The 19,347-nt window shown below is 63.7% G+C and carries 15 protein-coding genes; 7 read left to right on the forward strand and 8 right to left on the reverse strand.

The genetic code is table 11. From position 1 onward, the window contains the following. Positions 1-31: 31 nt before the first annotated feature. Together BM317_RS05810 and BM317_RS05815 are read left to right on the forward strand one after the other, a co-directional pair. Positions 32-1,063 carry an Ldh family oxidoreductase gene (locus BM317_RS05810; RefSeq protein WP_092473464.1) on the forward strand — a complete coding sequence of 344 codons (1,032 nt, stop codon included), beginning with the start codon at positions 32-34 and terminating at the stop codon, positions 1,061-1,063. Between the two features lie 90 nt (positions 1,064-1,153). After that, a complete protein-coding gene (locus BM317_RS05815; RefSeq protein WP_092164402.1) occupies positions 1,154-1,867 on the forward strand; it encodes a GntR family transcriptional regulator in 714 nt (237 codons plus the stop codon). 173 nt (positions 1,868-2,040) lie between these two features. Here BM317_RS05815 and BM317_RS05820 read toward each other — a convergent pair whose 3' ends face one another. Continuing rightward, a complete protein-coding gene (locus tag BM317_RS05820) occupies positions 2,041-2,991 on the reverse strand; it encodes a PDR/VanB family oxidoreductase (RefSeq protein ID WP_092164404.1) in 951 nt (316 codons plus the stop codon). After that, positions 2,988-4,073, reverse strand: coding sequence for an aromatic ring-hydroxylating oxygenase subunit alpha (locus BM317_RS05825; protein ID WP_092164406.1), 1,086 nt, complete (start codon positions 4,071-4,073; stop codon positions 2,988-2,990). The genes BM317_RS05820 and BM317_RS05825 overlap by 4 nt, the downstream gene beginning before the upstream one ends. Before the next feature lie 281 nt (positions 4,074-4,354). On the opposite strand from BM317_RS05825, the gene BM317_RS05835 reads away from it, so the two are divergent. The 3 genes from BM317_RS05835 (at position 4,355) to BM317_RS05845 (ending at position 6,413) form a co-directional block, all read left to right on the forward strand. Beyond that, positions 4,355-4,777: a GlcG/HbpS family heme-binding protein gene (locus BM317_RS05835; RefSeq protein ID WP_092164410.1), complete on the forward strand. Its 423-nt coding sequence runs from the start codon at positions 4,355-4,357 to the stop codon at positions 4,775-4,777. Between the two features lie 143 nt (positions 4,778-4,920). Next, positions 4,921-5,757, forward strand: coding sequence for an AraC family transcriptional regulator (locus tag BM317_RS05840; RefSeq protein ID WP_072405663.1), 837 nt, complete (start codon positions 4,921-4,923; stop codon positions 5,755-5,757). A gap of 53 nt (positions 5,758-5,810) precedes the next feature. Continuing rightward, positions 5,811-6,413: a LysE family translocator gene (locus BM317_RS05845; RefSeq protein WP_092164412.1), complete on the forward strand. Its 603-nt coding sequence runs from the start codon at positions 5,811-5,813 to the stop codon at positions 6,411-6,413. A 108-nt stretch (positions 6,414-6,521) separates the two neighbouring features. On the opposite strand, the gene aldA is transcribed toward BM317_RS05845, so the two are convergent. Genes aldA through BM317_RS05865 form a run of 4 tightly spaced genes read right to left on the reverse strand, consistent with a single transcriptional unit; the run spans position 6,522 to position 11,275 of the window. Further along, the gene (gene aldA / locus BM317_RS05850) at positions 6,522-7,955 is read right to left on the reverse strand and encodes an aldehyde dehydrogenase (protein WP_092164414.1); all 1,434 of its coding nucleotides are present in this window, start codon (positions 7,953-7,955) and stop codon (positions 6,522-6,524) included. A gap of 11 nt (positions 7,956-7,966) precedes the next feature. Then, complete coding sequence (locus BM317_RS05855) at positions 7,967-8,767, reverse strand: aldolase/citrate lyase family protein (RefSeq protein WP_092164416.1); 801 nt, start codon at positions 8,765-8,767, stop codon at positions 7,967-7,969. 11 nt (positions 8,768-8,778) lie between these two features. Beyond that, on the reverse strand, positions 8,779-9,963 hold the full coding sequence (rhmD, locus tag BM317_RS05860) for an L-rhamnonate dehydratase (RefSeq protein WP_060742260.1): 1,185 nt from the start codon (positions 9,961-9,963) through the stop codon (positions 8,779-8,781). A gap of 16 nt (positions 9,964-9,979) precedes the next feature. Then, entirely contained in the window at positions 9,980-11,275 is a 1,296-nt protein-coding gene (locus BM317_RS05865; RefSeq protein WP_072405658.1) for an MFS transporter, read from the reverse strand. A 126-nt stretch (positions 11,276-11,401) separates the two neighbouring features. Here BM317_RS05865 and BM317_RS05870 point away from each other — a divergent pair, with 126 nt between their 5' ends. Together BM317_RS05870 and BM317_RS05875 are read left to right on the forward strand one after the other, a co-directional pair. Beyond that, positions 11,402-12,346 carry a LysR family transcriptional regulator gene (locus tag BM317_RS05870; RefSeq protein ID WP_092473468.1) on the forward strand — a complete coding sequence of 315 codons (945 nt, stop codon included), beginning with the start codon at positions 11,402-11,404 and terminating at the stop codon, positions 12,344-12,346. 129 nt (positions 12,347-12,475) lie between these two features. Continuing rightward, complete coding sequence (locus BM317_RS05875) at positions 12,476-17,599, forward strand: dermonecrotic toxin domain-containing protein (protein WP_092473469.1); 5,124 nt, start codon at positions 12,476-12,478, stop codon at positions 17,597-17,599. Here BM317_RS05875 and BM317_RS05880 read toward each other — a convergent pair. Both BM317_RS05880 and BM317_RS05885 read right to left on the reverse strand, forming a co-directional pair. Next, entirely contained in the window at positions 17,568-18,524 is a 957-nt protein-coding gene (locus BM317_RS05880) for a class I SAM-dependent methyltransferase (RefSeq protein ID WP_092473471.1), read from the reverse strand. The two genes, BM317_RS05875 and BM317_RS05880, sit on opposite strands and share 32 nt — an antisense overlap. Positions 18,525-18,610: 86 nt before the next feature. Next, a complete protein-coding gene (locus BM317_RS05885; RefSeq protein WP_092164422.1) occupies positions 18,611-19,294 on the reverse strand; it encodes a murein L,D-transpeptidase catalytic domain family protein in 684 nt (227 codons plus the stop codon). Between the last annotated feature and the right edge of the window lie 53 nt (positions 19,295-19,347).

The raw sequence follows: 19,347 nt of genomic DNA on the forward strand, positions 1-19,347 counted from the left end.
GCTACCTCCAACAATCATTCCGGAGCTTCAGATGTCTGCACCATCCGATCATGCCGCTTCTTGCACCCTGTCCTTCGATGCTCTGGTGAGCTTGCTGGAGAAGATTTTCCTGCGTCATGGCACGTCGACCGAAGTCGCCCGGTGCCTGGCTGAAAACTGCGCCGGGGCCGAGCGCGACGGTGCCCATAGCCATGGGGTGTTTCGCCTTCCCGGTTACGTCTCGACGCTGAACAGCGGCTGGGTCAACGGCAAGGCGGTGCCGGTGGTCGAAGACGTGGCGTCAGGGTTCGTCGCGGTGGATGCCGGTAATGGCTTTGCCCAGCCAGCCCTGGCTGCCGCGCGGCCATTGCTGGTGGAAAAGGCCCGCAGCGCCGGTATCGCCGTCCTGGCCATTCGCAACTCCCATCACTTCGCGGCGCTCTGGCCGGATGTCGAGCCGTTTGCCTACGAAGGCCTGGTGGCGTTGAGCGTGGTCAACAGCATGACCTGCGTGGTGCCCCATGGCGCGGATCGTCCACTGTTCGGCACCAATCCCATTGCCTTCGCCGCGCCGCGGGCCGACGGTGAGCCGATTGTCTTCGACCTGGCCACCAGCGCCATCGCCCACGGTGACGTACAGATCGCTGCGCGCAAGGGCGAGTTGTTGCCGCCAGGCATGGGCGTGGACAGCCTTGGCCAACCGACCCGCGACCCCAAGGCGATTCTCGAAGGCGGAGCGCTCCTGCCGTTCGGCGGGCACAAGGGCTCGGCGCTGTCGATGATGGTCGAGTTGTTGGCGGCGGCCCTGACCGGGGGTAACTTTTCCTTCGAGTTCGACTGGAGCAATCATCCGGGCGCCAAGACGCCGTGGACTGGCCAGTTGTTGATCGTGATCGACCCGAGCAAGACCGCCGGGCAAGACTTCGCCGAGCGCAGCCGGGAACTGGTCAGACAGATGCATGGCGTCGGGCTGCGGCGGTTGCCGGGAGATCGTCGTCATCGCGAGCGCAGCAAGGCCAATGAGCAGGGGATTAGCCTGGACGAGCGGACTTTGGCGCAGTTGCGGGAATTGGCGGGCATTTGAACCACCGGCTTTTATCAAGGCCTTGCACTGCCGTGACACGTTGCGCCAAGCCTTCTACTATGACGGCTTCTTTTCTCTGGAATCGCCTGGATGAGTAAGCCCGGCCAAACGGTGCTGGTTGCGCTGCGCAAGATGATCGCCTCGGGTGAGCTGGCCGCTGGCGAGCGCTTGATGGAAATTCCCACGGCTGAGTTGTTCGGCGTGTCGCGCATGCCGGTGCGCATGGCGTTCCGCACCCTGGAGCAGGAAGGGCTGCTGGTGCGCTTTGGCGGGCGAGGTTTTCAGGTGCGTTCGGTCAGTGCCGAGCAAATCGCCGGGGCTGTGGAGGTCCGTGGCGTGCTGGAGGGCCTGGCGGCACGGCAGACGGCCGAGCATGGTTTGTCTGAAGAAGCACGCGCGATACTCGAGCAATGCCTGGTGCAGGGGGATGAACTGTTCGCCAAAGGTTATGTGACCGAGGATGACCTGGAGGTCTATCACGACCTCAACATGCGCTTCCATCAGGTGATCGTCGAAGGCAGCCACAACCCGGCGATCGCCGACGCCCTGGCTCGCAACGATCATCTGCCTTTCGCTTCAGTCACCGCCCTGGCGGTGGATCGCCAGAACATGGCCGGCGAGTTTCGCCGCTTCAACTATGCCCACATGCAACACCATTCGGTATTCGACGCACTGATCAATCGCCAGAGCGGCCGTGCCGAGGCGATCATGCGCGAGCATGCCAATGCGACCCTGCGCTACGCCGAAGTGTTCGGCTCGGCGTTGGCTGACGAGCGGATGACGGTGATACTGCGTTCGGAGTAACTCGCCCGGCAGAATTTCTCTCACCCAGATCCCTTGTGGGAGTAGCCCCAGGATTCGCATACGCCACAGATCTTCTGTGGGAGCGAGCTGCTCGCGATAGCGGTGTGTCAGTCGCCATCAATGCCGCAGAGCCGGCGCCATCGCGAGCAGGCTCGCTCCCACAGTATTCGGCCTTAGAGATCCAGCACCAGCACCGGGGTTTTCGACCTGGAGCAGCACGGTGTGAACTGGTCGTTGCAGGCCTGTTCGGCCTCGGTCAGGAACATGTCCCGATGCTCCGGCACGCCTTCCAGCACGCGGGTCAGGCAAGTGCCGCACACGCCTTGTTCGCAGGAGATCGGGATCTCGATGCCATGGCTCTCCAGCACCTGCACCACGCTGCGGTCCGCCGGCACCTCGAACACCTGGCCAGTACGGGCGAGCTTGACTGAAAAGCTGCCGTCGGCACGGGTGTCGGTAGGGGTGGCGGCGAAGTATTCGCGGTGCAGGCGGTCTTCCTGCCAACCCTGGCCTTTGGCGGTGTCGAGGATGTGCTGCATGAAACCACCGGGCCCGCACACGTAGAGGTGCAGGTCGTTATCGGGTGCGGTCAACACCCTGGCGGCGTCCAGCAGGGTTTCTGGTTCTTCATCGAAATGCAGGAACACCCGGTCAGCGTAAGGGGCCTGGCGCAGGCGTTCGACAAAGGCAGCACGGTCTCGGGAGCGGGCGCAGTAATGCAGCTCGAATGCTGCTCCGCTCTGGGCCAGGTGCTCGGCCATGCACAGGATCGGCGTAATGCCGATGCCTCCGGCAAACAGCAGGCTGCGCCGGGCCTGGGGAGCAAGGGAGAACAGGTTGCGTGGTTCGCTGATGTGCAAGCGCATGCCTGGCTGGATCCGCTCATGCAGGCTGCGCGAACCACCGCGGGACGCCGGGTCCTTGAGCACGCCAATGAGGTAGCGATGCCGTTCCTCGGGATGATTGCACAGCGAGTACTGGCGAATCAGCCCGTCGGGCAAGTGCACATCGATATGGGCGCCAGCGGTGAAGGCCGGCAATGGCTCGCCGTCGACACGGGTCAGCTCGTAGCTGCAGATATCGAGGGCTTCGCTGTGTCGCGCCGTGACCTGGACTTCGATCATGGCCGTTGCTCCGCCAGCTGTGGCTGCTGGCTGCTGGCGATCAAGCCGGCTTGAGGTTCGCGCTCCCGTGCGATCCAACGCTCCAGCACCCGTCGGGACTGCACGCCGCCAGCATCGATGTTGAGCTTGAGCAAGTTGCGCTGCGGATGGTCCAGCAGGTTGCGCTGCTGGCGTTCGAGCATTTCCAGGTCTTCGCTGAAAATCTTGCCTTGGCCTTCGCGAATGGACGCGGTGAGGGCTTCATCCTGCGGCTGGAAGTGCCGGGCCATGCCCCAGAAATACCAGATCGAGGTCTCGGTTTCCGGTGTGATGAAATCCACCACGATGCTCGACGCCTTGAATTGCGGCGCGGCGTGATAACCGCCGTTGCCGGCATGGGCCACGCCCACTTCGATCAGCACATGGCTGGGCGGGGTGAAGCGGCAGATCTGCCAGCGGTCCACCGGCACGTCATCGGCCAGGTTGTTGCCGCGCAGGGCCATGCGCCAGAACGGCGGGGCCATGATGTTTTCCATATGGCGGGCGGTGACCACTTCATCACCTTCTACGGTGGTCACTGGCGGCGCCTCGTCGATTTCCTTCTGGCCGATGCTCGAGGCGTGGACGTAGGTTTCGTGGGTCAGGTCCATCAGGTTGTCGATCATCAGGCGATAGTCGCACTGGATATGGAACAGGCCGCCACCGTAGGCCCATTCATCGCTTTCAGCCCATTCCAGATGATGGATCAACGCCGGGTCGGCCAGCGCCTGGTCACCGGGCCAGACCCAGATGAAGCCATGTCGTTCCTGCACCGCGAAGGTCTTGTTGCAGGGGAATCCCCGTACCCGTTGCCCCGGCATTTCGACGGTCTTGCCATCAGCGCCCATCACCAAGCCGTGATAGCCGCACACCAGGTTGCCGTTTTCGACGTAGCCCAGGGAGAGCGGGGCGCCGCGATGAGGGCAGAAGTCTTCCACGGCAGCGACCTGACCTTCATGGCCCCGGTAAAAAACCATCTTTTCACCGCAAATCTGCCGGCCCAGGGGCTTGTCGGCGATTTCATCGGGGGTGCAGGCAACGTACCAGGCGTTTTTGGGGTACATGACGGATCTCCAGGCGGATGTTGTTCTTGTTTATGGATCCATTAACTCTCTTAACTAATTTCTTTGTCAACGTTTTTGCTGGATAAATGGATGGTTGGCTTGATTGATGGATCCATTGTCGGGTCGGTGGACGATCGGTGGATGATCGCAGGCCGCTGGCATCCGGGCTTCATTGAACGGCTGCAGGTGCGCTATGGTGCGCAGAACGAAGTATTCCTGGACCTGCTGGACGGGTGTCTGATTGTCTTGCGGGCTTGCTGCTGCACAACACGGAGTGACTCATGAAGACCAAAGCGGTACTCACCGAGCAGGACGTTGCGCAATTGCTGGTGGCGGCCAAGGAACTGGCGCACCAGCGCCAATGGGCCGTTTCGGTCTGTGTGGTGGACGACGGCGGTCATCCCCTCGGGCTGTTGCGCCTGGACGATGCCTCGCCGTTATCGGCCTACATCGCGACGGAAAAAGCCCGCACCGCTGCCATGGGCCGGCGCGACAGCAAGGTTTTCGAAGACATGATCAATGGTGGTCGCTACGCGTTTCTCAGCGCTCCGCACCTGCAGGGCATGCTTGAAGGCGGGGTGACCATCCGCCACGACGGCCAGTGCATTGGGGCCATCGGGGTGTCTGGGGTCAAGGCCGAGCAGGATGCTGAATTGGCTCGTCTGGCGGTGGAAGCGGTGTTGCCTATCACCCCGCAAGCCTGACGCTGACGCTGACGCTGAGGACGAGGCTGATGACCTGTGGGAGCGAGCAAGCCCGCTCCCACCGGCAATTGCACAAATCTTCCAGACGTCATCCCTACGAGCGGTTAATCTGCTTCGGTCGGATACACAAAACGAGGCGGCTCATGACGGCGCGCAACTGGATCGATCTCAAGCAGGACGCCACGTCCGGTATCGAGACCGTGCGTGCGCATTTCGAGGGGCATGCCTATGATCCCCATTGGCATGACACCTACCTGGTGGGCGTGACCGAGCAGGGTGTGCAGCAGTTCCATTGCCGCCGCCAGCAGCACAACAGTACGCCGGGCAAGGTGTTCCTGCTCGAGCCCGGCGAGTTGCATGACGGCAACGCGCCCCACGACCACGGGTTTACCTACCGCACGTTGTACCTGGAACCCCAATGGCTGGAGCGCGAGTTGCGCTCCTTGTTCGACGGGGCGCCGGACAACGCCCAATTGGGATTCGCCGCCACCCTGACCGACGATGCGCGACTGGCGAGTGCCACGGCCTTGGCCTTCCAGAGCCTGCATGAGCAGGAAATCCGCATCGTGCGTCAGACGGCCCTCGATACCTTGTTGGCCAACCTGACCCAACACCTGCACTGGCGCGCGCGGATCAACCCCGACCCACGTCTGCCATTGGTGGCGCAACAGGCTCGCGATTACCTGCACAGCCACCTGAGCGACGACATCGGTCTGGACGACCTGGCGCGGGTCACCGGTGTGGATCGTTTTCGCCTGAGCCGTGCATTCAAGGCGGCTTTTGGCCTGGCGCCCCATGCCTATCTGATCCAGTTGCGCCTGGCCCGTGCGCGGCGCTTGCTGGCTTCTGGCGAGAGCGCCGGGACGGTGGCAGCCATGCTTGGTTTTGCCGACCAGAGCCACTTGGGGCGCTGGTTCCAGCGTGCCTATCGCCTGAGCCCGGCGGACTACCGCAAGCGCTGCTCAATTGTTCCAGACTGAGCGGGCCTTCGTGGGGATGATCGAGTGACGATCATTCACCGAGAAGTTGCTCCATGGACCAGTTGCTGCCGTTTGCCTTGTTCGCCTTTGTCGCCTCCATCACCCCGGGCCCGACCAATATCCTGGTGCTGAGCCATAGCTCGCGCTTTGGCCTGGCCACCACCTTGCCGATCATCCTCGGCGCGTGCGCGGCGGCAGCCTTGTTGGTGCTCCTGGTCGGCACCGGATTGGGGGATGTGCTCGCGCGCCATGCCACGATTCAAACATTGCTCTCATGGGCCGGCATTGCCTGGTTGAGCTGGATGGCTTGGCAGATTTTCAGCGCCCCGGCCCAGGCCATCGACCCGGACCGGCCTGCCGAGGGCCCGCGACTGGGCCTGGCGGGAGCGGCCGGGTTGCAGTTGGTGAATCCCAAGACCTGGATGATGGCGCTGGCGGTGGTCAGCGTGTTTGCCGGCGCCGAGGCTGACCGTACCGTGCGGGTGCTCTGGCTATCCCTGGCGTTTTTCGCGATTTCCATTCCGTGCATGACCCTGTGGGCCTATCTGGGCCTCGGCGCTGCCCGGTTCTGCCGTTCCGCTGCGGCGATGGGCCGGTTCAATCGGACCATGGCGGTGTTGTTATTGGCATCGGCGTGGTTGACCTTGGTGGTCTGAGAGATAGGAGGACTGGGGAGCGTCGTTGTGGCGAGGGGGCTTGCTCCCGCTGGGGTGCGAAGCGCTCCCGGACAGGCAGCGCTTCGCTAAGCCTCGGTCTATCGCAAGTCAGCTTTGCAAGTACACCGCATGGGTATGGGTGTACTCATACAAGCCATGTTTCCCATCGGCCCCACCCACCCCGGACTTCCGCACGCCGGCATGGAAACCCTGCATGGCTTCGAAGTTTTCGCGGTTGACGTAGGTCTCGCCAAAGTCCAGGCCACGAATGGCGTGCATGGCCCGGCTCAGGTCCCGGGTGTAGACCGAAGAAGTCAGGCCGTAGTCGCAGTCGTTGGCCAGGGCGATGGCCTCGTCCAGGTCGTCAATGATCTGGATCGGCAGCACCGGACCGAAGATTTCCTCACGCATGATGTCCATTGATGCGTTGCAACCGGCCAGTACCGTGGGTTGGAAGTGAAAACCGCTGGAGCGATCCGCCACGCTGCCGCCGCTCACCAGGCTGGCGCCTTGGCTGAGGGCGGTTCGAACCTTGTGTTCAACGCTGTCCAGGCCCTGGCGGTTGATCAGCGGGCCCATCTCCACATCGGCTTCGGCGATCGGGTCGCCGTAGCGGGTGGCAGACATCGCCGCGCTGATCCGCTCGATGAATTGATCGGCGACCTTGCGTTCCACGTAGACGCGTTCGGCACAGTTGCAGACTTGCCCGGTGTTGATGATCCGTGAGTCGCGAATGGCTTTCACCGCCAGCGCCAGATCGGCATCCGCCAGCACAATGGCCGGGGCCTTGCCGCCCAGTTCCAGGTTGAGCTTGGTAATGTTCGGTGCCGCCGCCGTCATGATCCGCGAGCCGGTGGCGACGCTGCCGGTGAAGCTGATCATGTCCACGCCTTTGTGACCGCTCAGGGCAGCGCCCACCTGGCCGTCGCCGCATACGACATTGAACACGCCGGGTGGCAGGTCGGTCGCGGCGACCAACCGGGCGAACTCGAAGCAGTTGTTCGGGGTTTCTTCGCTGGGCTTGATGACGATGGTGTTGCCGGTCAACAGCGCCGGGGCCATCTTTCGAGCGATCAGGAAAAACGGAAAATTCCACGGCAGGATCCCGGCCACCACGCCCAGGGGCTTGCGGAACAGGAAGATGTTTTCACCGGGGCGGTCGCTGGTGATGATCTCGCCTTCGATGCGCCGGGCCCATTCGGCCATGTAGTCGAGGTAGTCAGCGGTGAAATTCACCTCCACCTCGGCCAGGGCACTGATCTTGCCTTGCTCCAGGGTAATGGTGTGCGCCAGGTGGGCGACGTTTTCCCGCAGTTTGGCAGCGATGCGGCGCAGGTATCCGGCGCGTTCGATGGCCGGTTTGGCCGACCAGTCTTTCTGCGCGGCACGGGCGGCAGCCAGGGCCTGATCGACGTCGGCGGCGTTGGAAGCCGGGACCCGGGACAGCAGCGCCCCGGTAGCCGGGTTGAACACGTCCAGGTGTGCCTCGCTGTGGGTGAACTGGCCGTTGATGAAGTTCTGGAACACAGGAACGGATGACATGGCGGTGTCCTTCAGTAAGTGCGCGACGGCGCTTGAGCGGTGGCGGGTTCGCGGTAGAGGGCAAGGGTGGCAAGGGCACTCTGGCGCAGCAGGCTGATGTCGATGGCCACGGCGATGAACTGGCAACCCCAGCCCTGATAACGGCGGGCGTCTTCTTCGTTGGGTGCGAGGATGCCGCAAGCCTTGCCGGCCGCGAGGGTGGCATTGACCGCGAACTGGATACGTTCCTGGACTTCGGGGTGACCAGGATTGCCCGCATGGCCAAGTCCGATGGACAGGTCGGCGGGGCCGATGAACACCGCGTCCACCCCTTCGACGGCGGCGATGGCCTCGACGTTCTCCACTCCGGTGCGCGACTCCACCTGGACGATCAGGCACAGCTCTTCATGGGCCGTGCTGAGGTAGTTGGCGACGCCATCCCAGCGGGTGGCGCGGGTCAGGCCTCCGCCGACACCACGCATGCCGTGGGGCGGATAACGCATGGCGCGCACCAGGGCCTGGGCTTGTTCAGCGGTCTCGACCATGGGAATCATCAGGGTCTGGGCGCCGACGTCCAACAGCTGCTTGATGAGGTTGGCATCGCCGGTCACCGCTCGCACCACTGGCGCGGTGGCATAGGGCGCTACGGCCTGGAGCTGGCTGAGCACGCTGGGCACGGTGTTGGGGGCGTGTTCGCCGTCGATCAGCATCCAGTCGTAACCGGTGCCAGCGACGATTTCGGCGGCGTAACCGCTGGCGAAACCGGCCCAGATGCCGTACTGCGTATGCTTGGAGGTCAGCGCGGCCTTGAAGGCGTTGTGGGGCATGGTCATGGTGGGCTCCTCTAGCGGTTATAAGGCCTATGCAGTTGGCACTCAGGGTTCAGCGTCACGCCGAAGCCGGGCTGATCGAGGACCGACAGGCGCATGCGGCCTTGCACCGGTACCGGCTCGCCCAGCAATTGCGGGTGGAACATCGGCACCACTTCGTCTGCCTTGGGCGCCATCATCAGGAACTCGGCGAACGGGCTGTTATGCCGGGTGGCGACGAAGTGGTAGCTGTAGACCGAAGAGCCGTGGGGGATCACCAGCGCGTTGTGGGCGTCGGCCAAAGCCGAGATTTTCACCAGTTCGGTGAGCCCGCCACACCAGCCGACGTCGGGCTGGATAATGTCGCAGCAGCCCATTTCCAGGAGCATGCGGAAGCCCCAGCGGGTGGCCTCGTGCTCGCCGGTGGTCACCAGCATGCCCTTGGGGACGTTTTTGCGCAGCGCCGCGTAGCCCCAGTAGTCGTCGGGCGGCAGGGCTTCTTCGATCCATTTCAAGCCGTGCTCATGGGCGCCGACCGCGAGTTTGGTGGCGTAGTTGAGGTCCAGGCTCATCCAGCAATCGAGCATCAGCCAAAAGTCCGGACCGACCCGTTCGCGCATCGTCGCCAGTGCCTCGAGATTCTTGCGCAGGCCTTCTTCGCCTTCGGCCGGGCCGTGATGCAAAGGCATCTTGCCGCCGATGAAGCCCATTTTCTGCGCCAGGTCAGGCCGTGCACCGGTGGCGTAGAACTGCAACTCATCGCGCACCGCGCCGCCGAGCAGTTGATGCACCGGTTCCTGGCGGATTTTGCCGAGCAAGTCCCAGAGCGCCAGGTCCACGCCGGAAATCGTGTTGATCACCAGGCCCTTTCGGCCGTAATAGAGCGTCGATTGGTACATCTGGTCCCAGATCTTTTCGATGTCGGTGACCCGGGCTCCCTCGACGAATCGCGCCAGGTGCTTCTCAACGATGTAGGCCGCCGGCTCGCCGCCGGTGGTCACGGCAAACCCGACCGTGCCATCGTTGGCCTCGATCTCTACCACCAGGGTGCCGAGTACGTTGATGCCGAAGCTGCGGCGACTCTGGCGGTAGTCCGGGTATTTGCTCATCGGTGTGGCGATGTGATCGTCGATCCAGTGGCCGTCCGCCTGGTCGTGATAATCCGCGCCGCCGCCTCGCAGGACGAAGGCGCGGACGTGTTTGATAGTGGGGATACCCATTGTGCAGCTCCTTGAGTTAAACCGTGGCCGGTGTGTTCGAAGCGCGTTGGCCGGGGGAGTGGATGCCCAGTACCAGCAACGCGGCGATGACGGTGGTGGCGGCGAGCAGGTAAAGGCCGGCCGCAGGAGAGTGGAAGGCGCCTTCGGCCCAATTCTTCAGCACCGGGGCAATGAAGCCGCCGAGGGCACCGAAGGAGTTGATCAGCGCAATGCCTGCCGCAGCGGCACTGCCAGCCAGGTAACTGGAGGGAAAGGTCCAGAATACCGGCTGCACGGCGATGAAGCCGGAAGCGGCGAAGCACAGGGCGATGATGCCCAGAAGTGGGCTGGACACACTGACCGAGCAGGCGATCCCGGCGGCGGCCATCAACAGGGTCAACGCAGCCGTGCGGCGACGCTGGCCAGTGCGGTCGCTGTAACCGGGAATCAGGTAGGCCGCGCACAGCGCACAAACCCACGGAATAGCCGTGACCAGACCCACCAACAAGCCAACCTTGCTGCCCAGCAACCCGGCCACTTGGGTCGGCAGGTAAAACACCACGCCGTAGACGCTGGCCTGGATCAGCAGGTAGATCAGGCACAGGTAGAGCACCGAAGGCTGGCACAACACGCTGAGCAGGCTGCGGCCATGGGATTGTTTGTGTTGGTCCTCGGCATCAAGCAGTTCCTGGACCTGGCGGCGCTCTTCGAGCGTCAGCCATTTCGCATCGGCGGGGCGGTTGTCCAGGTACCAGTATGCCCACACGCCCACCGCCGACGCCATCAGGCCTTCCACGGCGAACAGCCATTGCCAGCCGTGAACACCGACGAAACCGTCCAGCTCCAACAACAGTCCCGACAGCGGGCTGCCGAAAATGAACGCCAGCGGCGCACCGAAATAGAAGAAGCCCATGGCCTTGCCCCGGGCCGCCGAGGGGAACCAATAGGTGAGGTAGAGGATCACGCCGGGGAAGAATCCGGCTTCGGCCACGCCCAGCAGGAAGCGCAGCACGTAGAAACTGGTTTCGTTGTGGGCGAAGACCATGGCCGCCGACACCAGGCCCCAGGTAACCATGATCCGGCACATCCACAACCGCGCGCCGACGCGGTGCAGGATCAGGTTGCTGGGCACCTCCAGCAGTGCGTAACCGGCGAAGAACACGCCCGCACCAAACGCGAATGCGGCGTCGCCGATACCGGTGTCGGCCTGGAAGGCCTGTTTGGCGAAGCCAACGTTGGCCCGGTCGAGAAAAGCCATGATGTACATCAGCAACAGGAAGGGCAGCAGGCGCCAGGAAATCTTGGCCAGCACAGACACAGGAAGAGTCTTCATCGCGGGAGTCCTTTAGCAGGTATTTGTTCTTATGGGCTGGACTGTACGGCGGGCGATTGATGCGTTACAAATCGAATCTCGCTAACAACCGATACCTTCAAGGTATCGGTAATAAGGGGCCTATCCATGACTCATCCAGTATCGTCGCGCAGTCTGTTCAACCGCCTGCGCTACAAGCACTTGCACATGCTGGTGGCCTTGAACGCCAGCCAGAACCTGCACCGGGCTTCCCAGAGCCTGAACATGTCGCAACCGGCAGCGACCCGGATGCTGCACGAGATCGAGGACATGTTCGGTTGCGACCTGTTCGAGCGCATGCCCCGGGGCATGCGCCCGACCGCCCTGGGCCAGGAGCTGATTCGCTTCGCCGAATTGGCCCTCAGCGGTCTGGACCGCTGCGCCGAAGACCTGCTGGCCCGTCAGCAGGGCGGTTATGGTTACCTGTCCATCGGCACCATCATGGGGGCGGCGCCGGACCTGGTCATGGACTCCATCGCCCGGATCAAGGCGCTCAATCCGCAGCTGCGGATCCGCATCATGGGGGACACCAGCGACCAGGTGATCCAGTTGCTGGAGCAGGGCCGCATCGACCTGGCCATCGCCCGGCGCAACGCCTCCACCGACAGCGAGCACTACGAGTTCGAACAACTGGGCAATGAACGGCTGCTGGTGGTGGTCCACGCCGGCCATCCCCTGGCCCGGCGCAAAAAACTGGACCTGGCCGAACTGGTCAGCGACTGGCCGTGGATCCTGCAGCCGGAAACCAGCCCGGCGCGCATCGGCCTCGATCAAGCGTTGCAACGTCTTGCGCTGCCGACGCCCGCAGACATCATCGAATGTAGCTCGGTGTATTCCATGCAACAGCTGATTCAACTGACCGACGCGATCATGGTGCTCTCGGAAACCGCCTTGCGCGATTACCTGAAGATGGGCCTGGTGGTGGCGCTACCGGTGGCGCTGGACGTGCAATTGGCGCCGTTTGGCTTGTTGCGGCGCAAGGGGGAGCCGGTGAGTCGGGAGCTGGGGTTGTTCATTGATCTGCTGCGTACGCAGGCCGCGGCGGGAAGGTAGCGCCTGAGCGCTTGCTGCGCTGACGCCGGCAACCCCTTGCAACGGTTGCGCGGTTTCAAAAACCGATCGGTTTGGAGAGCATCGGCCACGTCAACGCACTCAATCGCCCCCAAGGATGGAGGTTCCACCATGTCTACCCTCGATAACCATGTCGAGTTTATCCAGGCCAGGCTGCCCGCCTGGCTGAAACGAGCCACACGGCCCCGGCAGGAGCGCTTCAGGGTGCTCACCCGGCAACTGCAACACGACAGCGATGCACTCAACGCATTGCTCAAGGACCTGCCCACGCCCTATGCCTTTACCCTCGACCTGCTCAAGGTGCAGCCGCAGGTGCAAGGCTGGAGCCAGGTCAATGGCCGCGGCGATATCGCGGAGGCCCTACGTCGGGCAAGGGTCCGGCGCAGCTCGTTCATCACGGATCCCTCGCTGTCGGTCGTCGAGGCGGCCATGCGCAACTACCCTCCCGACGATGCCGTCACCGGCAGCGCGTTCGATCGAAAAGGCGAGCTTTTCATCAAGGGCAAGCCTGGGGAGTTCTATCGTTGGGGCGCCCCGGCGGACACCGCGCCGCTGCCCATGACCCCGGCCAGTTTTGCCCGCCTGTGCCGCAGTGTGGATGTGGGCGGGGCTTACCGGCGCTCGCTCGAATGGCGGCTGCCGCGTATCGGTCATCAGGTGCCCATCGTCGCCGCGGCCTACATGGCCTATGCCCGCAGCCAGCTCGCCTATGATGCCTACGAGGCGAAGCTGGATGGCCGCCTGGACAACACCGGTGAGCGCTTGCTGGCCCACGTCGGCGTGCAGTTGGACGATCGGCCCGTGGCGCCGCTGGCCTGCGAGGTCAAGTCGCTGGCGTTGCTGTCGGCACCGTTGTTCGGCGCTCGGGTGTACTGGGGGCTGGCAGGGGACGCCAAGGGTGTTCGCCCGATCGTGCTGCACATGCCCCATGATGCAGTGGCACCGCTCAAGCAGTTTCCCAGCTTGCAGGCACTGTCGGCCGAGCTGACCGAACGGGTTCGCAAACGCAGTTACCGCCAGACCCTGTTGCGTTATCTGCCGCTGCGTCTACAGGCCAGCCTGGGGTCGGCCCTGCACGACCAGGTGGAGTGGAAGGTCACGGACAACCCCAATCTCTTCCAGGAAATCCATGCCCGCATCACCGGGTGGCGGGAGGGTGAGCGAGGCGAGGACGGCAACCCTCGACGCATTCGGATCCCCGCGCCCAAGGTGGCCTGGGGCCTGGATGACCTGCGCGAGGATCCCTGGCACTCCACCTACCACGAATGGCGCGGTCATACCTTGGCCAACGCCTCGGCGTTGATGGTCCCGACCCGAGATCAGGATTGGCGGGCGCTGCTGGCCCGCCTCGAATACTGGGAAAGCCTGGTCGAGCGTTCGCTGATGGTCGCCGCGACCTTTTTCCCGTTCTGCGCGCCCGTCGGCATGGTGGCCGCCGCGGTAGGCGGGGTGCGTCTGGTGTATGAAATCTTCGAAGGGATCCAGGCGTTCAATGAAGGTCACGGGCAAGAAGGTATCGAGCATATCTTCAACGCGTTGTTCGGGGTCGCCCAGGGCGCTTACCTGGGCTTCATTGGCGCAGCCATCGAGCCCATGCCCGTGGCAGACGGCACCACCCGGTTGTGGAATGGCGATGTGCGCCCCTTTGAAGCACAGCGTTTGCCTCCGGTGGAGGCCGAGCAGGACGCCTGGGGTGTCTGGCGCACGGAGGACGAGGCTTGGGTGCGAATCGAGGATCGTTACTTCGAAGTGCAAGGCACGCAGGACAACATGAATCTGCGCCTGCCTCCCGGGCATAGAGGCGTTGCACCGCCGCTGGAATGGAACCGCACGCGAGGCTGGCAATGGGCGCACCGCAACCCCTTGCAGCGAAGCGGCCTGGAGCTGTTGCGAACCTTCGCCGAGACGCCCGCCGAACTCGACGACTCTACGATCCTGACCTTGCAACGCCAGGTCGGTATCAGCGAAGCGCATCTGCGCTACCTGCAAGTGGAGGCGCGGCCAATGCCGGCCATATTGGCCGACGCCCTGGACGAGGCACGGAACTGGCAACGGGTGCGGCATACCATAGAACGCCTGCGCCGTGGCGAAGCACCGCAAGGAACGCATCTTCGCATTGTCCAGACTCTCGTGGAGTTGCCGGGCTGGCCGCAAGACATGACCTTGCGCTACCACGATGGCGTCAATCTCTACCCGGTAGGCGATACGGCCGACACCCGCTCCATCCTCCTGACCAAAACCGACCTGGCCCACGACGCCTGGGCCGCTCGCATCCTGGAAGGCCTGAGCAGCGACGAGCAAACCGTACTGTTGGGGCAAAGCAGTATCGGTTTGCAACCCCTGGAGCGAAGTCGCCTGTTGGCCAGCCGTTGGGCCGCACGCCTGGAGCGTGACGCCAGGCGGGTGACGATGGCCATGGGCAGGTCTACCCGGCTCGATCCACTGGCAGTGCCCTTGGTCCAGGCATTCCCGAGCCTGCCTGAATCCATCGCCAACGAGCTCGTTCGCGACGTGACAGGCGATGACCGGCTGCGTTTGCTCGAGGGGCGGGTGGCTGGGGACCTCGGCAGGCGGGCGGCCGAAGCGTTGCGCGAGCTGCGCTTGAGCCGTGCGTTGCGCGCCCTGGAACGTGGCGAAAGCAGCGTCGATCGGGATCGCATCGTCATGGGCCTGCTGGCGGATATGCCCGGGCTCCGCGCTCGCCTGCACCTGCGCCTGTGGTTGCGCGAGCTGGCGGATCCGGTCGAGTTGGGGGACGCCGGGCCGTTGAAAGTCATCCGCCAGGAAGGTGAACGGTATCGCCCCTTCGACGAAACCGGCGAAGAACTGGCGAACGCCATGGCCCTGGAGGCTGCGCTGCTAAGGGCCATGCCGGACGAAGCTCGCAGCGCCCTGGGCCTGAACATCTGGGAGGCGGACCGGCTGCGCAGCCAACTGCTGGCACGGGCCCTGGAAGACCGGCAAGCCCTGCGTCCGTACTTGGCGATGCGTCGCCTGGGCAGCCTCGGGTCTCGTCCGCAATGGCTGAACGGACACCTGGTTTACCCGCTCAGCGGCCGTGGCCGGCTGCCGTTGCAGGAGTGGCAAGGCAGCCTGCGTCAGCGTCTGGAGCGGCTCTATCCCGCCCACGCGGGAAATGCACTGGAACGGCTGCAGCTTGGCCTGACCGAACAGGCCGGGCTCGAGGGCATCAGCCTCAACGATGTGATCACCCGCCTGGAGCACGAATGGACCACCCTGGACCAGGGGCTGCGCCAATGGGTCGACCAGGAAGGCTTTCATCACCCCGCCGAACAGATACTGGACCGTGAGGCACTGGTCGCGCAGCGCCAGGTCATCGCGAGGGAAATTCGCCGGGCCTGGCAGCGCGCGCCTGACCCGGGCAGGGAGGGCGCAGAGTTGGTATTGCGGATAGAAAACATCAACGTCGGCCGGCTGCCCCCCGTCAATGTTCGTTTCGAGCACATCGAATCAGTGGTGCTGGCCAACCTGGAGCTGGTCGAGGATCCTTCAGATTTCCTGCGCATGTTCCCCGGCATCGAATCGCTTAGCCTGCGGGGCAATCACCTCACCGCCGTCCCCGTTGCGGTAGCTGAGTTGCGGGCGCTGGTGGATCTGTCATTGGCCCGCAACCCGTTGCACTTGAACGCGGAGGTGTTTACGCCGCTGCTGGGCGACGATCCCATGATCCCGTTATGGACCCTGGACTTGTCCGGGATCAGCAGCGGCGCGGCTTCGGGAACCAACGCCGAGGTGCTTGCCGCCATTGGCAGCCTGGCTTCGCTACCGTCCCTGCGTGAAGTCATATGGGCCGACAACCTGGATTTCACGCCCGAGCAGTTGCAGGCCCTGACGGCCACATTGCCCGACCTGCGGGCGCTGAACCTGGCGCGCTGTGGCCTGCGGCTGGACGAGGAGGGCAGTGCCTTCCTGCGCAGCGCCACCGCTTTGCAGGAACTGCGCCTGAGTGGAAACAACTGCCGAGACCTGCCGGAGCTCCCCGAGCTTGCAAACCTGATGACGCTGGCACTGGGCAGGACCGGGCTGGATCGGGTGCCCTCGTTGGCCTTGGCGGTGCTGGCCAGGCATTCCGATGTGTTCATCTCCGATACGTTCGTCGTCGATCTCAGCGGCAACCGTATCACCTCTATCCAGGATGACCTGCTCCCGGCGCTCAACCGTTTGCCGAGCCTTGACACACTTGGAGTCTGGCTTGACGACAATCCCTTGCCCAGCGCCCAGATCAATGCCCTGCGCAATGTGTTTCCCGAGGCGTTTCGCTACACCGTCGACGAGTGGCTCTATATTTCTGCCTCGCTCCAAAGGGCACTGGAGGTCGCCCGTGACGATCCCGGGATGCGGGGTTTCATCGATTGGTTTTCTGGCCGCGTCCGCGAAGCCGACGAGGATTCCCCCGCCGGACTGGCGTTTGGCGTTCGCCAGAGGGCCGGGGCGGTTCTGCAGCACTTCATCGGTTATGGAAACGTCTATGGCCGCCTGCCCACCTTGATTGGCGATTTCGATGTGCAACTTCGCCAACTGCGCACGCGCTTGCAAATCCGCAGCCAGGACAGACAGCAGCCAGACATCGGCGAGCTGGAGGTGCACTTCACGATGTTCGAGTCGGTGATGCGTGCACGGCTGGCCCGGGACGGGGCGCCGTTTGCGAGGTTCCTGGCGGAACACCTTTCCCATTGGGACTTCGCGCTGATGGACCGCTTTATCGATCCGGTGCAACGCCAGGCGCAAATGAGCCGGGAGGCCTTCATCGATTGGCTCAGCGACGCCCAGGATACGTTCAATAGCAACGATCAAACCCCACGTACCGGCGAGATGACCTGGCGACCTTACCTGGGGTTGATGTCCCGCGACTGGCCCGAAGGACTGGCGATTTGGGAAACGGTCGATGACGACCTGGTGAATGCCTTCAGCGAGCCCATCGATCCGTCCCGCTGGCCCCGGGTCATGCTGGATAACCTGGTCCTGCCGGACCCCGAATTACCCAGCCCCTTGGAGCCGGTCACCGAAGGCGAGCGGATTGTCTGGCGTCGCACGGGGCTCGAAGCCGTCGCCGATGTGGATTGGAGGGGCGGCCAGCCGGTGACGCTCAACGAGGATCAGCTACGCCGCACCATGGCCATCTACCGCTCGGTCAAGAGCCGGGAGGTCGAGGCCTTGGTGCGCCGGGTGACCAGGAGCCTGGTTACCGCCTGGTGGCCGGTGCTGCCGCTTTGAAGACCAGCGCCTTCAGGCCACATTGCACATCGGCATCGGGAAACTCCGGTGGGTTGGCCAGCCGCTGCTCGAACGTCAGGCCGGGGGCTTCGCGGGTGACGCCGTCGATGAGGAAGTCCGGGCCGGTGGCCGGGTCATTGCTGCAGGCCAGGACCGTGCCGTCGGCCGTCAGCAGTTCCGGCAGGCGGCGCAGGACCCGCTGGTAGTCCTTGGTCAGCAGGAAGCTGCCTTTCTGGAAGGTCGGCGGGTCGATGATGACCAGGTCATACGGACCGCTGTTGATCACTTTGCCCCAGGATTTGAACAGGTCATGGCCGAGGAAACTCACCTGGCCAAGGTCATGGCCGTTCAGGCGATGGTTGTCACGGCCCCGGCTCAGGGCCGCCCGCGACATGTCCAGGTTGACCACATGCCGCGCACCGCCGGCGATGGCCGCTACCGAGAAGCCGCAGGTGTAGGCGAACAGGTTCAGTACCCGCTTGTTGGCGGCATTGGCTCGGACCCAATCACGGCCGTAGCGCATGTCGAGGAACAGGCCGTTGTTCTGTTTCTTGCTGAGGTCGATTCGGTATCGCAAGCCGCCTTCGGTCAGGGTCCATTCGTCGATGGGGTCGCCCACCAGCCATTGGGTGAGGCTTTGGGGTAGATAGCGGTGTTGCACGGCAAGCGTATGGGCGCCGCTGTTTTTCCAGGCGGGCGAGGCGGCGAGGGCGAGCAGCATGGACATCAAGTCATCCAACTGCACCGGTTCCGGTTCCTTGAACAACGACACCAGCACAATCCCTTGCAGCCAGTCGACGGTGATCTGCTCCAACCCCGGCCAGCAACGGCCGCGACCATGGAACAAACGGCGGGTTTCTTCCGGCGGGGACGCCAGGGCTGTCAGCAAATGGGTCTGCAGGTCATGTAGAACTTGAGGGGTCATCAGGCAAGGCCAGCGATTCGAAAGGCCGGCATTTTAACCTGTGGCGAGACAGCTTGCTCCCGCTCAGTTACGCAGCGACGGCCTGTTCAGCCACCGCTGGTAGCCAGAATGCTCGCCACCTGTTGCGGCTGGCAGTTGAGATAGGCCGAACGCTTGAGCCAGCCCGGGTCCGGGTACCAGGAAAACATGAATTGGCCGCCCTTGAGCTTGTCGATCACCTGCCGCGCCACTTGCGGGCGCACGGCCGGGCAACCCTGGCTGCGGCCGATACGCCCCTGGCGCACGCTCCACAACGGGTTCACGTAGTCGGCGGCATGAATCACGATGGCCCGGTCACGGGCCAGGTCATTGAAGCCCGGTTCGAGGCCGTCCATGCGCAGTGAATAGCCGTGGGTGCCCTGGTAGCTTTCCTGGGTACGGAACAGGCCCAGGCTCGACTGATAGCTGCCCAGGCGATTGGAGAATTGCGTGGCGAAATTTTCCCCGGATTTTTGCCCGTGGGCCACCAGGTCGCGCAGCACCAGCTTCTTCTGGCGCAAGTCGAAGATCCACAAGCGCCGGGCCGTGGACGGTTGCGAGTAGTCGATCACCGCCAGGTGACGGGCCTGGCCGGCGCCATTGGCGACCGCGCATTGCATGGCGCTCAAGGCACTTTTGAGCGCCAGGGGATTGAGTTCCGGCGCTGCCTGGGCGAGGCTGTGGTAAAGCGTTTGCGACTTTGCCTTTTTTTCGGCCAGCGCCGGGCTGCAAATGATGCCCAGGCCCAGCATGAGCAGGCAGAATCGGCGCAAAAAACCCGTTACAGGCGAAGGGGGTCCAACGT

The organism is Pseudomonas sp. NFACC24-1, from assembly GCF_900115235.1.
In the GTDB taxonomy this organism is placed as follows: Bacteria; Pseudomonadota; Gammaproteobacteria; order Pseudomonadales; family Pseudomonadaceae; genus Aquipseudomonas; species Aquipseudomonas fluorescens_AA.

Bases quoted from the DNA above. Each gene is read 5' to 3' on its own strand.
- BM317_RS05825 (WP_092164406.1), bottom strand. From the start codon at position 4,073: ATGTACCCCAAAAACGCCTGGTACGTTGCCTGCACCCCCGATGAAATC.
- BM317_RS05835 (WP_092164410.1), top strand. From the start codon at position 4,355: ATGAAGACCAAAGCGGTACTCACCGAGCAGGACGTTGCGCAATTGCTG.
- BM317_RS05810 (WP_092473464.1), top strand. From the start codon at position 32: ATGTCTGCACCATCCGATCATGCCGCTTCTTGCACCCTGTCCTTCGAT.
- BM317_RS05885 (WP_092164422.1), bottom strand. From the start codon at position 19,294: ATGCTGGGCCTGGGCATCATTTGCAGCCCGGCGCTGGCCGAAAAAAAG.
- BM317_RS05865 (WP_072405658.1), bottom strand. From the start codon at position 11,275: ATGAAGACTCTTCCTGTGTCTGTGCTGGCCAAGATTTCCTGGCGCCTG.
- BM317_RS05840 (WP_072405663.1), top strand. From the start codon at position 4,921: ATGACGGCGCGCAACTGGATCGATCTCAAGCAGGACGCCACGTCCGGT.
- BM317_RS05845 (WP_092164412.1), top strand. From the start codon at position 5,811: ATGGACCAGTTGCTGCCGTTTGCCTTGTTCGCCTTTGTCGCCTCCATC.
- BM317_RS05870 (WP_092473468.1), top strand. From the start codon at position 11,402: ATGACTCATCCAGTATCGTCGCGCAGTCTGTTCAACCGCCTGCGCTAC.
- BM317_RS05820 (WP_092164404.1), bottom strand. From the start codon at position 2,991: ATGATCGAAGTCCAGGTCACGGCGCGACACAGCGAAGCCCTCGATATC.
- BM317_RS05880 (WP_092473471.1), bottom strand. From the start codon at position 18,524: ATGACCCCTCAAGTTCTACATGACCTGCAGACCCATTTGCTGACAGCC.
- BM317_RS05815 (WP_092164402.1), top strand. From the start codon at position 1,154: ATGAGTAAGCCCGGCCAAACGGTGCTGGTTGCGCTGCGCAAGATGATC.
- aldA (WP_092164414.1), bottom strand. From the start codon at position 7,955: ATGTCATCCGTTCCTGTGTTCCAGAACTTCATCAACGGCCAGTTCACC.
- rhmD (WP_060742260.1), bottom strand. From the start codon at position 9,963: ATGGGTATCCCCACTATCAAACACGTCCGCGCCTTCGTCCTGCGAGGC.
- BM317_RS05855 (WP_092164416.1), bottom strand. From the start codon at position 8,767: ATGACCATGCCCCACAACGCCTTCAAGGCCGCGCTGACCTCCAAGCAT.
- BM317_RS05875 (WP_092473469.1), top strand. From the start codon at position 12,476: ATGTCTACCCTCGATAACCATGTCGAGTTTATCCAGGCCAGGCTGCCC.